The 13,540-nt window shown below is 41.2% G+C and carries 16 protein-coding genes; 1 reads left to right on the forward strand and 15 read right to left on the reverse strand.

The genetic code is table 11. The features are described 5' to 3' along the window. Positions 1–36: 36 nt before the first annotated feature. The 13 genes from WA1_RS33150 to WA1_RS33210 all read right to left on the reverse strand — a co-directional run bounded on the left by WA1_RS33150 (position 37) and on the right by WA1_RS33210 (position 11,361). Positions 37–894, reverse strand: coding sequence for a MetQ/NlpA family ABC transporter substrate-binding protein (locus WA1_RS33150; protein ID WP_148662812.1), 858 nt, complete (start codon positions 892–894; stop codon positions 37–39). Positions 895–943: 49 nt separating this feature from the next. After that, a complete protein-coding gene (locus tag WA1_RS33155) occupies positions 944–1,600 on the reverse strand; it encodes a methionine ABC transporter permease (protein WP_017749806.1) in 657 nt (218 codons plus the stop codon). After that, on the reverse strand, positions 1,600–2,577 hold the full coding sequence (locus WA1_RS33160; RefSeq protein WP_017749807.1) for a methionine ABC transporter ATP-binding protein: 978 nt from the start codon (positions 2,575–2,577) through the stop codon (positions 1,600–1,602). Before WA1_RS33160 ends, WA1_RS33155 begins: the two co-directional genes overlap by 1 nt. 88 nt (positions 2,578–2,665) lie before the next feature. Further along, the gene (locus WA1_RS57440; protein ID WP_033336778.1) at positions 2,666–2,896 is read right to left on the reverse strand and encodes a hypothetical protein; all 231 of its coding nucleotides are present in this window, start codon (positions 2,894–2,896) and stop codon (positions 2,666–2,668) included. 74 nt (positions 2,897–2,970) lie between these two features. Further along, positions 2,971–3,786 carry a hypothetical protein gene (locus tag WA1_RS33170; RefSeq protein WP_017749809.1) on the reverse strand — a complete coding sequence of 272 codons (816 nt, stop codon included), beginning with the start codon at positions 3,784–3,786 and terminating at the stop codon, positions 2,971–2,973. A gap of 27 nt (positions 3,787–3,813) precedes the next feature. Continuing rightward, on the reverse strand, positions 3,814–4,863 hold the full coding sequence (locus tag WA1_RS33175) for an LLM class flavin-dependent oxidoreductase (RefSeq protein ID WP_017749810.1): 1,050 nt from the start codon (positions 4,861–4,863) through the stop codon (positions 3,814–3,816). 391 nt (positions 4,864–5,254) lie between these two features. Beyond that, entirely contained in the window at positions 5,255–5,482 is a 228-nt protein-coding gene (locus tag WA1_RS33180; protein ID WP_017749812.1) for a hypothetical protein, read from the reverse strand. A gap of 69 nt (positions 5,483–5,551) precedes the next feature. After that, entirely contained in the window at positions 5,552–5,767 is a 216-nt protein-coding gene (locus tag WA1_RS33185) for a hypothetical protein (protein ID WP_017749813.1), read from the reverse strand. Between the two features lie 217 nt (positions 5,768–5,984). Continuing rightward, entirely contained in the window at positions 5,985–6,932 is a 948-nt protein-coding gene (locus WA1_RS33190) for a D-2-hydroxyacid dehydrogenase (protein ID WP_017749814.1), read from the reverse strand. A gap of 45 nt (positions 6,933–6,977) precedes the next feature. After that, on the reverse strand, positions 6,978–7,784 hold the full coding sequence (locus WA1_RS33195; protein ID WP_017749815.1) for a sulfite exporter TauE/SafE family protein: 807 nt from the start codon (positions 7,782–7,784) through the stop codon (positions 6,978–6,980). 9 nt (positions 7,785–7,793) lie between these two features. Further along, on the reverse strand, positions 7,794–8,660 hold the full coding sequence (locus WA1_RS33200; protein WP_017749816.1) for a CmcJ/NvfI family oxidoreductase: 867 nt from the start codon (positions 8,658–8,660) through the stop codon (positions 7,794–7,796). Between the two features lie 78 nt (positions 8,661–8,738). Then, complete coding sequence (locus WA1_RS33205; RefSeq protein WP_017749817.1) at positions 8,739–10,367, reverse strand: FAD-dependent oxidoreductase; 1,629 nt, start codon at positions 10,365–10,367, stop codon at positions 8,739–8,741. Positions 10,368–10,785: 418 nt separating this feature from the next. Next, entirely contained in the window at positions 10,786–11,361 is a 576-nt protein-coding gene (locus WA1_RS33210; protein WP_201789133.1) for a nucleotidyltransferase family protein, read from the reverse strand. A 131-nt stretch (positions 11,362–11,492) separates the two neighbouring features. Here WA1_RS33210 and WA1_RS33215 point away from each other — a divergent pair, with 131 nt between their 5' ends. Continuing rightward, positions 11,493–11,747 carry a hypothetical protein gene (locus tag WA1_RS33215; RefSeq protein WP_148662813.1) on the forward strand — a complete coding sequence of 85 codons (255 nt, stop codon included), beginning with the start codon at positions 11,493–11,495 and terminating at the stop codon, positions 11,745–11,747. A gap of 51 nt (positions 11,748–11,798) precedes the next feature. On the opposite strand, the gene WA1_RS33220 is transcribed toward WA1_RS33215, so the two are convergent. Continuing rightward, complete coding sequence (locus WA1_RS33220) at positions 11,799–13,124, reverse strand: hypothetical protein (protein WP_017749820.1); 1,326 nt, start codon at positions 13,122–13,124, stop codon at positions 11,799–11,801. Beyond that, positions 13,124–13,507: a hypothetical protein gene (locus WA1_RS33225; RefSeq protein ID WP_017749821.1), complete on the reverse strand. Its 384-nt coding sequence runs from the start codon at positions 13,505–13,507 to the stop codon at positions 13,124–13,126. The genes WA1_RS33220 and WA1_RS33225 overlap by 1 nt, the downstream gene beginning before the upstream one ends. Positions 13,508–13,540 lie beyond the last annotated feature (33 nt).

Consider the following 13,540-nt stretch of genomic DNA (forward strand, 5'->3'; position numbering starts at 1 on the left):
TCCTAAAAATGGTGAAGATATGTTTCATGAAAACAGTTACCAAACGGTAATCAGTCTTCCTTTATATTCTTTATTGATAAAATCTTTAACGCTGGGATGAACAAGTAGTTTGTTTAACTTTTGAATCTTTGCTTCGTTTTCTCGACCCTGTAATGTAACTAGTGCTAGAGCATATTTCTTGTCCTTAGCTGTTTCTTGTCCCATAGAATGAGGTTCTATCCCTGCAAGAGCAACAGTTTGAGCCGAGGAAACAATAAAGTCTACATCGTTAATAGCTCGGACAACTTGTACCCCTTCGACTTCTTTAATTTTCAGGCTTTTGGGATTAGCTGCAATATCCCGTTGAGTCACAAATTCTCTAGCCTTTTCTTTGAGCTTAATTAGACCGTTAGCTGCTAATAACCTGAGTCCTCGGTCATTATTAATGACATCATTGGCAATTGTGACAGTTGCATTTTGGGGAATTTCGTTCACTGATTTGAATTTTTTAGAGAAAAGACCAAGTGTATTTAAATAAATTGTATTTAATGCTACTAAATTGATTTTTAGTTCTTTAATAGCATTATTCATAAAAGGTTTGTGTTGAAAGAAATTAGCATCAATAAATTTATCTCTTAGTGCTGTATTTGGCTGTATCCAGTCATTAAATTTCACAACCTCAATTTTTAATTTTTCTTGACCAACAAGATTATTATTAACAAATTTCAAAATATCTTCAGAAACTATTCCAGTAACCCCAACTTTTATGATATCTTCTTGTTCAGATGTGGAGGCTGTCTCTACAAATCGGCTGCAACCAGCGAAAATAATTGATGCAGTGAATACACTTCCTGCTGTGAGAACAAAACGGCGACCAATTTTTGTTAGGGGGGCTAAATTATGGTATTCGTTCATAAGTGGTTTCATGGGTTTGTATGATTCCTGAGGTGCTAGTACAAGCCGACTATTTTTTTCTCAACTGTCGTGCGAGCAAATCACCTAAAAGCTGGATGAGTTGCACAAGAAAAATCAGCACTACAATTGTGGCAAACATGACTCCGACATCAAACCGTTGATAGCCATATTGAATGGCTAAATTACCTAAGCCACCACCACCAACTGCGCCAGCCATTGCTGAAGAATTGAGGAGACTGACAATTAAAATTGTGATGCCTAAAACAATAGAGGGTAAAGCTTCTGGAATGAGAACTTTAAGGACAATTTGCCAATAGTTACAGCCCATTGCTTCTGCTGCTTCTACTAATCCTTTATCAACTTCAAGAATGCTAGTCTCAGCGATGCGGGCAAAGAAGGGAATAGCAGCAAGGGTGAGGGGAACGAGTGCAGCAGTACTACCTATAGAAGTGCCAACTATTAGTCGCGTTAGGGGCGTGAGGACTACAAGTAAAATAATAAAGGGGAAAGAGCGTCCAGTATTGACGATCGCACTGAGGATCTGATTCAGTTTGGGAGAGTTGAGAAAGTTACTAGGACTGGTCATGACCAGTAATAAACCCAGAGGTAAACCCAACACGACAGCCACAACAGCTGAGATTCCCACCATGTAAAAAGTTTCCAGTGAGGCTTGCCACAAACTGTTAAGTAGTTCCCAACCTTGCATTAATGTACCTCAACTGTATATTCTGAATCATTTAAGTATTCCAGTGCTTGGGTTGCCTTAACTCCGGCGAGTTCGACTTGAAGCTGACCGACAGGGCGATCGCCTAGAGTTTCGACGCTACCATTGAGGATATTAACATCGACATCAAAACGACGTGCCAAGGTAGCAAATATAGGATTTCTAGCAACTTCGCCAGCAAATGCCACAGTCGCTAGAATTGTCCCCGGACGAGGCGCATAGTTTTTGCAACGGGGAAAAAACTCCTTGGCTAACTTTGAATCTGGTCGAGATGCCAAATCGCTGACACGTCCTTGTTCAACAATCCTACCAGCATGGAGTATCGCCACACTATCACAGATTTGCTTAACGACACCCATTTCATGAGTAATGAGTAATATCGTCAATCCCATGCGCTTATTAAGGTCTCGCAATAGTTCTAGAATTGAGCGAGTGGTTTGGGGATCGAGGGCTGACGTGGCTTCATCAGAGAGTAATACCTTTGGTTCCCCAGCTAGCGATCGCGCAATACCAACCCGTTGCTTTTGACCTCCAGAAAGTTGTGCTGGATAAGCATTTGCTTTACCTTCCAAACCCACTAGCCCCAGTAATTCTTCTACTTTTGTTTTACGCTTCAATTTGCCATAACCCATCACTTCTAAGGGAAAAGCGATGTTTTCTGCTACAGTTCTAGAACTGAGTAAATTAAAGTGTTGAAAAATCATGCCTATGCGTTGGCGTGCTTGACGCAAAGCAGCACCAGAAAGTGTTGTCATTTCTTGACCATTGACTTTTACGAAACCCGATGTTGGCTTTTCTAACTGGTTGACACAGCGAATTAAAGTACTTTTACCTGCTCCGCTTTGTCCTAAAACACCAAATATTTCATTTGCTTTAACGTGCAAATGAACACCATCTAACGCCACTACTTTGTGTTCGCCTTGATGATAGATTTTGTGTATATCAATCAACTCAATCATATAAAAATATCCTTTGTGTCGCGATCGCCTATAATAAGTATTTTCTTGAGTTAATTATTTTTTATATTGAGCATAGATATTCCAAAAGCTATTGTGACCGCATCTTCTTAGAATTGGAGATAAGCTTTTTTTTAGGAAGGTTTTGTGGTATATGAATCACCTTGTTGGAAGGAGTTTTGTGAATTATAGCAATCCCCATTCCCAAACCAAAACTAATAAAAAATAAGACAATAAAAGCTTGAAATTCTGGCTGATTGAAGAAATTCCACAAACTGCTTATCTCTGAATGAGTCATTAAATGCATAATTAGATATTTCATGACATCCTAATTTTCAAAAAGCCCCCCTGAAATAGGGGGGAAATAATAGAGAGAAAACACTTGACAACTGTACGTCACTCACTCACGCTTACAAGTTGCGGAAGTTTAGCGACAGGAATATCGAGGAAATAAGCTAGGACTTCTCGTCTCCAAGCATCATAAATGACTGCTAGTCCCTCAATTTCAGCACCCGTAGCACGGTGAACAATCTCCCAATGCTTTTTTAAATAGCGATTACGTCGTCGCTGTCCTTCTTCATCCAATTCTAATAATTGGGCAGCAATTTCCGCTTTCTCTATTGGAGATGCTCGATCGTACTTGTTTTGCCACCAAGCTAAAACCCCAAAACGATGAACTGCTTCATCAGGTAAGATTGTTTGCGTAGCAAATTTGGAGGTTTCAGGGTCAATAATTGTCGTGGTACGGCTGTTCAGAATTAGTTGGGCGACTATATGCATTTCATAATGTAATTCAAATGCTATGAATCCTAACGAATTGCGAATGGGTAAATCCCCCATAAATTCCCAATGATTTTGCACTTCCCGTACAATCTTGTCTATAGGATCGTATCCTGATAATTCCCATACCCGCTGACGAGTAAATTGGGAATGCGCCCCGTCATCACCAATTTGACGACTTAAAAACAGCTGGAGTTCTGGATCGGGAATTTGGTCGATCGCCTTGCTGCAAACTTGAACAATATATAAATCGTGAGCAGCCCCACCAATACGAAAGCGGTAGAAATTCTCGAATTCTTCTTCTGTTGACAGCGATCGCGCTTCTTGTATACGAGTTGTCGGAAAGTGTGGAGCGTGCTGAGCAACAAGCTTATCGATAGTTTGAATTTCAAATTCGGTTGTCCAAGCTGGACGAGATAAAGTTGCAGTCATAAAGTTTTCTTTGATAAGGATTGAACGTTAAGCTACAAGTGCTAAAGACCGCACTCGCGGCATGACTTCTTCAGAAAACCGTTTCATCTCTGGAGCAAAAGGTTGGAATTGCAGCATGAAAGTATCAATACCCACTTCGACAAAATCTGCAATTCTTGCTGCTACAGTATCATAGCTTCCAACTAACCCTGCTGCTGTACCTCCGTTACTTCCTACACTCACATACTTTGCCATATTTTTGAACATGACTACCTCTGGTTCAACACCTTTCAACAACTCTGTTCTGTCGTCTTTTTTTGTGAGTTCAAGAAGATACTCATATTCTGCTTGAGCTTCGGTGTCAGTAGGTCGAGCAATGACAAAAGCTGACATAGCAAATTGTAAGGGTTTAGATTTTTGCCGCTCCCGCTTTCTAACATCAGCAATGGTTTCCCGCACCACTTCTAACGGACGACCATTCAGAAAAAACACATCGGCTGCTTGCATAGCGAGATTTTTTGCAGCGTCTGACTCTCCCCCCAAGTATACACGGGGATGAGGTTGTGCTACTGGACGCGGGCGCAAACATAAATCAGTAATATAAAAACTATCGCCTTGGAAATTAACCCGTTCCCCACTCCATAGCGCTTTCACAACCTGAAGCCACTCCTGAGAATAACGGTAACGTTCGTCGTGAGGAAGGAAAGCAATGCCAGACTTTTGCAATTCTGGTATAAACCAGGCACTCACCAAATTGATTGCAAATCGTCCGTTGCTAATCGCATCAATATTTAATGCCATCTTTGCTAGAACAACCGGATGAAATAACAAAGGCTTAATTGCAGCAATAATTTCAATAGATTGAGTTGCTTCCGCTAAGGCGGCTGCAGTTGTCCAAGTTTCTAGCTGATCTAGTTCTTGATTCCTGGGATTAATAATGTGTTCGGCGATGAGAGTAGTCGTAAACCCATATGCTTCTGCCAGTTGGACGAGATGCTTTGCTCTTTTGTAACTGGCTTCACAAGGTTCGTGGGGGTGGTTCATCGCGCCACAGTTACCGTAAACGGGAATCCAAATCCCGTAGCGTGGCTGAGACATATATCTACACCCTCTTTTACTAGAGATTAATATCTTCTGGAGTTTGAGGTTGATTACACTTTGAACCCATGACTTGTTTTTCTATACTACAGTAAACTGATAAAATTACTGTTGTTTAATATATAATATTTTCACAAATAGCTAAAAAAAGCAACGGGGGTAAGTGAATAAAATCTAAATTTCTTAGTTCTTCTATCAAAAATGTGTTGAATTTGACAAAATTTTGTAGCTTTTTCATGGATGTGTTTGCACGCATTTATAGAGGCGCAAGGCATTGCGCCCCTACAAAGGGTATGGTTCATCTAGGTGAAAACTACTGCAACTGGTTTTGTTCTGCTTATCGATCTGTCTGATTATTTCAACTAAGTTCATTCTCGATGTCTATCCAAGGTCAAATACAAATGAAAATTTTTTTTGCAAAAACGGTTGCGATCGCTACGCTCAAGGTGGTACCTACGAAAACAAGGCTCAAAAAGCCTCCAAGAGAATGTCGGTTTAACCCACCCCTTCCTACCTTACGGCTCCATTGTTCGATCGCCTGCAAAGCTCTAACAACAGATGTTTGAAATTGCCTTATCCAATCAGTCCCTGTTTTTTTTGTCTGTTGCCACTTATTCATCAAATTGCCCCCAATAATCCGGCATTTTTATTTAACTACCGTATTTTTGTGGTATAATATGTCAATAAGCTAATTTTTTAACCAAAAGTTCATTTTTCTTAAAAATAGTGCTATTGATAACCTGCTTTGTTTCTTTGCTAATAGCTCGTTATCTGGTAACTTCCAGATATCTTGTCTTCCTAGTTCTCGATCCACGAGTAACTGAAGATGATTTGGTAATTTTGATTGATACCTAAATAACCCTGGTTCTCCATCTAATAATTCTCTTTCTATTCCATGAAACATAGGTTCACCATTTTTAAAAGGAAACTGTGACTGTTGGACGAAAGCTTTTAATACAGTTCAAGAGCAAATCATCACCATATAGCAATCCTGAATCATTGTAAAATTCCTTCTTCTCTCTTTTCTTCGTGCTCTTTGCGTCTTTGCGGTTAAGAAATTTTACCTATTAAATAGAACTGCTATATATCCAATCATCAAAGAATTTAATAGGACTCAAATCCTAATAACCTACTGTTTTATCCACAATATTACGTAAGAGTTGACCGTTACGATAGCGTGTTAAATTGTCAATAAATAATGCTACGATACGTTGACGTAATTGTGGTGTAAGTGCCGAACAATGAGGAGTCACAAATACGTTAGGTAAAGACCAAAAAGGGCTTTCTGGTAGTAATGGTTCGGTTTCAAATGTGTCTAATCCAGCACCTGCAATCCAACCTTCTCCCAGAGCAGTTAATAATGCCGATTCATCCACAATTGCACCGCGAGCAATATTAATTAAATAAGCACTCGGACGCATTAACCGTAATGCTTCTGCATCAATTAAGCCTTTGGTTTCTGGAGTTAGAGGTGTAGCAACGACGACATAATCTGCTTGCGGAAGGAGCGATCGCCACTCATTTACACCAACTATTTTGTCAAAATTTGGTAACGGTTCGGGATGTCGGCGACTACCCCAAATTTGCATTCCAAAAGCTTTAGCACGTAAAGCAATTTCTCGACCGATATTTCCCGTACCAATAATCAACAGAGTCTTGTTGTACAATTCTTCCAGTTCCAACCACTTATACCAGTAGTGGCTAATCTGTAACTCTTGCAATTTTTGGACTTTTTTAGCGTGATAAAGCATGAAGTTCAGCACAAATTCTGCCATAGGAATGGCATGAACTCCTGAACCATTGGTAAGAACTATATCATATTTTAAAAAAGTAGGCGTGAGGATATGATTCACGCCAGAACTCGGTGTGTGTTGCCAACAAATTCTAGGTGCTGCTGCTAGTACTGTATGCAGGGTAGTATTTTTCAACTTGAACCCGTTGAAATAAACTTCAGCTTCTTGCGGATCGCCTTCAAAGTTACCATCGCTGTCTACACGCACATGTGTAACGTCTGAAGGTAACAGTGGCTCAATATCAGCAGCAAGTTCTACAGGTAGAATGATTTTCACAACACATCCTCCATGCGATCGCATTACACAACAAAATCTGAAAACCTAACCATGAATAAAAAAGTAAATAGTCATGCTAACAGCAACAATCGTGACAAATATCCGAATCATTTGAGGGTCTAGTTGACGCGCATAATGAGCAGTTAAATAACCTCCCAAAGAACCACCGACAGCCATCAAAATCGCTTGCTGCCAAGCAATGACGCCTGCAAAAATAAACGGGACGATCGCAATCCCATTCACACAACTCCCTAAGAACGTTTTAAAGGCATTCATAGTATGAATACTTTTGATCCCTAAAAACGATAAGGTCGCTAGCATTAAAATCCCCAACCCCGCACCGAAGAAACCTCCATAAATAGCGATCGCGAGTTGAGCTAACACCAAATTCCATAAAGGTACGGACTCAGAAGATGATTTTTGGCTATGACTTTGAAGCCATTTCCTGAAAAAATCGCCAAAAGTAAATATTAGTGTTGCTAGCAGTAATAAATAGGGGATTAGTTTCTTAAAAACATCTGCCGAAGTGTACAACAAAGCTAAGGAGCCGATAACACCACCAACCAAACTTATGCCACACAAGAGTAAAAAAACTTGTCGTTTGATTCCTAAATCTTTACGATAAGCTCCAGCACTGGCTAAAGCTGCTACCCATATAGCAGTATTATTCGTAGCGTTTGCCGCAACCGGCGGTACACCTGTAAAAATGAGTGCTGGAAAGGTAATAAAGCTACCACCACCTGCTACAGCATTTAATCCACCAGCGATGAAAGCAGTACTGAAAAGGAGTAAGGTATGGGGAAGCGTTAAGAGTTGGGGAGTGATGGTACTTAGCATTGTTGAGTAACGCATTCACCGTAGTTATGCGGCATAAAAAACGAATGTTCTTAGTTCAATACTTTCCCGTGGTGGAGCGTCTGGTGGGCTTGTCGGATCGTCAAATCCCGTGTGACCCGCAAAACGCGCTCGTCCATCTTCTACAGAATCGAAACACTTAATAAATAATGCCTCGTTTCTGTGCATTTGCGGAAAATAATACCACTGATGTCTTGGATTGTATGCGATCGCATATGTTTCTCCAACGCGATGGCGATATACTAGATCTGTTGCTACAAGGTCTGTTGGAGCAATACTTTGCGCGTCACACACAGTTAGCGGGGACTCTTGAATGGGAGAAGCGATCGCTCGCCAGACATTGATGATAGCGAACCGTCGTTGCAATAGCGTATCAATATTATCGCTCCCCCGTGCCGCTAGTTCCAAACGAGCGCGAGTATAGCCAGATTTGGCAGTGAAGTCATTGTGTACCCGTTTAGCAGGTTCTTTAATATCATTCTCTCCTGGCTTCATCCTTTGGGCATTGCGAAGAGTATGGTCGAATATGACTACTTGAGTTGCACCCGTGACTTCTTTCAATAAATGTTCTGCTTCTGGGTAGTAAACATGACGCACCTCGTCTTCGTCATAAAAGTCTCGCACGCTAGTATTATGTTCTTTTAAGGCAAAGCCTTCTCGATCTAGCGAGATGTTCTCTGAGATAGAGCGAGCGTTATAAATTGGAAGTTTGTGTGTTTGATAAGTTCCGTTGTATCTGGGAATTCCTGATGGTGGTTCGTAGGTGTAATTGACAGGTTTTTCTGTCATTGGAACTAAATAATTGAGGTTAGCCTCTACGTAAGGCAATTCCCTGGAAATCGGTCTGTCTATAACTTGACTGTTTAAGCTCATAGGTCATACCATTTTGGATTTTAGATTTTGGATTTTGGATTATAATTCAAGCTTTTTTTGCCTCCTGTTTTTGTTGAATCACACTGCAACTAATTCTTTACTTGCCACTGCTGATTCAGGTTTGACCCAAATTTTGTCTAACCCTCCACTCAACAATCGATATTGCCGATCGGGATCTTGCTGAGGGTAATCCATCCGTTTATGCATTCCCCTCGTTTCTTGACGTTGCAATCCACTGTTGTACATCCAACGAGCAGTGGCAACCATCGCCGCAACTTCTCGCGTGCGAATAACTTTGCTGTCTGTAGGAATTTGGCTGTTGCGGATTTCTTGCCAGAGATCGTCAAGTTTTTCTAGAGATGCGCTTAAGCCTGTGGCAGTACGGAATAGGTTGCGATCGTAGGGAAAAACTTCGGCTTGAACTGCTGAAATCGCTTCCTCTGGAGATAAAGTATGGTTTCCGGCACTATGCAATCCGACCTCACCCACTCCTCGTGCCTTGCGCTGTGTTGCTTTCTCTCCTAAACTCAAGGCATAGGTCGCAGCTGACTGACCAGACCAGTACCCAGATGACATTGCCCAAGCTGCATTGTGGCTGCCTCCACCTGTAAATCCACCACAGATTAACTCTCTAGTTGCGGCATCTCCTGCCGCATAAAGCCCTCTGACTGAGGTAGCACAGGTGTCATCTGCAATCCGAATTCCTCCCGTACCGCGCACAGTTCCTTCTAAGCGTAAAGTGATGGGGAAGCGTTGGGTAAAGGGGTCAATACCAGCGCGATCGAAAACAACAAAAAAGTTAGGCTGAGATGCCCGCATCCATGCCTTCGTCTCCTCATCTACACCTTGGTCGAGGCGGGCATAAACTGGCTGAGTTAGCAAAGTTTTGGCAATGACAGAACGCCCGCGCTTAGAGCCAGCCCCTTCTATGACCGTACCATCTTCGTAGGTAAAAGATGCCCAATCATAGTAACGAGTTTTGGTGACAGAGGAAAAGCTAGGAGAAATAGCATAAGCATTAGAGAACTCCATGCCAGAGAAGTCAGCGCCAACCTCTGCTGCCATTAACAAACCATCTCCAGTTAGCACATTGCAACCGAGAGCCTTACTCAAGAAAGCACAACCTCCTGTGGCAATGACAACTGCTCCTGCTTGGACTTGCCAGCGTTCTCCAGATTGGCGATTAATACCCAATGCACCCGCAACAGTCCCTTCTGCATCCACAAGCAGTTCTAAAGCTGGGCTGTTGTCTAAAATTTTCACTCCTGCTTGCTGAATCTTTTTCCGCATGAAGCGCATATAATCCGGACCTTGCAAAGAGCGACGGATTGCAACTCCATTATTATCAACTCGAAAGGGATAACCCCAATCTGCCAGTGAATTAATGTTGTCGTAAGTTCGATCTAAAACTCGAGTCATCCAATGGCGGTTGGCAAGAAATCCTCCCATCGCTTCCCGACTTGCCATTGCTGATTCGCGTTGTTCGGGATCTGGTGGAATATACCACACACCATTTCCTGAAGCTGCTGCTGCACCACTTGTACCGCAGTAACCCTTATCTACCAAAACGACTCTTGCTCCACTGGCTGCTGCACTCCAAGCTGCCCAAGTACCTGCAGGACCACCGCCAATGACCAAGACATCAGTTTCTAAATTTTGAGTGGAGTTAGTAGAAAGTTGCCTTTGCTCTGATTGATTTACGCTCATGAGCTTCACCCCTTAATCTTCCAAACTTGTTTTCATCAGCCCTGAAGACAACAGACACGAATCTATGGAAATCACCGCGTCCATAGGTTTTTGGAGACAACAATGATTTATCTTTTGTCTATGGAGCCTTAAATTCTTTCTTTTAGTACAGTTTATTGATAAAGTTACCGTATTTTAATTCTATAGCTTCTCATGAAGTACAGGTAAAATTCAAGTCCCTTATCAATAAAATATATCATACCTTAAAATTATGGTTAACTAATTATTAGTTTATCAAAGTGTTTTCTCCTTGTGACTGAACCAACCTCTTAGTAAACAGCGATCCGGCATCTGCCGATAGAGAGTCAATTCATGAAATGCATGATGTATATACATTGGTCATAGGGGCGCAATGCCGAGCGCCGTTAGAACATTACTGCTAGCACGAAATCACAGTTACCATCGGCCAACGAGCCACATACTGCTTTTGCTCAATGCGCTTTCGGCATGTTTCAACGCTAACTCGTCTGGGGTTTCGTCTGACTACCATGCCAAAAAGGTCGTTGAGTCCGAAAGGTGCAATTATGCGAATGTTATCGTTGGCTTCAAGAGTTACACCTACCGCAGTGGTATATTCTGGCCATGTAGCAATAGCTTCTTCCAGCGAGGAAAGGGGAGTAACAGCATGACCGAAAACACTCTCAAACCAGACGTGAACGCCAGCTTGATTAGTTACCTCCCAGGGAACGTCAGGTAGCTGGTGGGATAGTAGGATCTGTAGCTTTTTATCGCGCTCCGTGCTGATATCTGAGGGATCGAAGTAGACCACGTCCACATCTGACAGATGAGATGCTTTGCTTACACCGTGTAGACCATCCCAAACTAGGTTTCTAATGACACCAGCCCCAATACACCATGAAGGCAAAGACAATTCACGCACAGCAGAAAGCGTCGCCATGAACCAAGGCGTAGCCCGAATAATGCGAATAAGTTGCTCTTCATGATGTGATTCCACTGTTGACACCAAAGAGTTTTAACTGTTTATTTAACCGTAGTGTATAAAACTGACTCATATTAAGTCGGTTTTGCCAATCAAGGGCATTTAACCAGTCATTTTAAGTGCCTGCTTGGAGTTTGCCAAGGAGCATGAGATTCCGTTGGATGTCGCGCTTCCGTCGTTTGGCACTAAATTACGAACGCTATTCAAAAACGTTAAAATTGCGTCATGGCGATCGCATCACTCTTAGACCCCCAAAACAGGCTGCTGTTCAGTTGAAATACCTTGAACCATTTGGCATTTATCTTCAAATTATAACTAGGGCTGCATATAGCATTGGTAGTCTCTTTAGCTTGATGATTTTAGCTATCTACTTAGAAGGGTTGAAATTTGATGTTATATAATTCCTAACCTTTCACTCTTTTGTTAAGAAAGATGTGACTAAAGGATAGCTCTTATTTTCTAAAAATCCCTAGTTTGACGCGGCTGAATTTATGACAAAGCCGGGGTAGGATTTTGGTTAGAATAATCCAGAAAACAAGGCTGGCGATCGCACCTGTGCCAATACTGTACCAAAAAGCTTGTGTTTGGTAGAAAGGAATATCTTTAGGTGGGGTTTGTTGAGCGACAATGACAGAGGATGCAATTTGGCTTGTTGCTAGTCCAATACCTAGAATAGGAATACTAGTCTCGATGTTGCGATCGCGCTGTGCTTGCTCTTTATCCAGCTGTGCTTGCTCTATCTCCACCATTCCGCGAATTGTAGCCGTTAAGTTTTCTAATATTGCTACTGCTGAATTTAGAGTGTCATAATCTTGTTTTAATTGTACCTGATATTTATCTTTAACTGTATTGCTAAAGTCTTCCAAAAATTTCATGTTTGGAAAAATCGCTTGACGCTGTTTTTCGTAGTTGTGCTCATTAACTTCTACTGTGTGCTGTTGAATTTTCAGGAGATTTATATTTTGGATGGAATCAAATACAGTCTTAATATTTTTTTGCAATTCTCTTTTTAGATCTTGCAATTCTTTGTTTGATAAACTTTCTAAACTCTTCTCGTCTATTAAACTATGCTTATATTGCTCTAATAGCCTTAATTTTAGTTCCCGTCCCTGTTCATAAGCCCAAAGGATTTTATGTCTACAGTAAAACAAGTATTTCCATGTGTTATAAGATTTACTAGCTTCTTTAAATTTATCTTCATCAGGATAGAAAACTACTATTACATGACTGTCTTTTTCAATTTTGTCCCAACACCCTTCACCACGCCACATTTCATAGACTGTAGCGCCTAAAAGTTCTCCTAAATTTTGATATTGATGTCCTTGTGGAATTAAGGCTTTGTAAGCTTGATGAGCGTTTACTTCAAGAATTGGGTTATTAGCTGGGACTGTCCAGCCTGATATCATCCAAGTTTGCCCTAAGTAGTCATTTTCTGAAAGTCTTCCAGGTGCTAAATTGCCAATTTTTGGGAGAAGGGCTAAATCTTTGATTTGAGTTAACGTATGCTCAATACCAGATAATTCAACTTGCCGATCCACAGAACAGCTATAGCGTAGGCAGTTAGTATCGTCAAAATTTGCTAGACTGTAAGAACCATCAACAGCGGTTGAACTTTTCCAGAAATCAAGGCGTTGTCGATCTTCGTGGTTGGGTTTAATTGAAAATCCTTTTTGTTTAAGTTGTTCTGACAGTTTTAACCAATAATCTTGCTCATTGCTCGAATCATCTGCACGATTATAAATGAATAAGTCTAGGGTGGGATACTTTATTTTACACATTAAGAATTTTTTGGGAGAATTTCTGACTTGTGCTTCTTAGCTTCTGCGCTGGAATCAGGAGCTTTAAAAATTGCGATCGCAATATTCGCAATATGTTCTGTGGGTATTGTAGGTTGATTCTGCTCACTGGGTTTATCGTATTTGTTGAGTTCTGGACTTTTATATTGCGTCTGAATATTCATTCGCGCATTATGGTAAGACTCCTTAAGACAGTCGTTTTCTGCCAATTCTATCAAGCGGTTAAGAGCATCATCCTTTGCGTTTGCAAGCATTTCAGCAACTTTATTGATTTCGTACTGTAAAGCTGTTGGTAAGCGAGAATCTAATTCTACCAAAGCTATTAAAAAGGCGCGGAGGGTGACTGTTTGTAGTGAGTTAAACATAGGATGGAATCGGGGGTAAAGGAAATAAAGCTA

Origin of the sequence: Scytonema hofmannii PCC 7110, from assembly GCF_000346485.2 — a bacterium.
In the GTDB taxonomy this organism is placed as follows: domain Bacteria; phylum Cyanobacteriota; class Cyanobacteriia; order Cyanobacteriales; family Nostocaceae; genus Scytonema; species Scytonema hofmannii.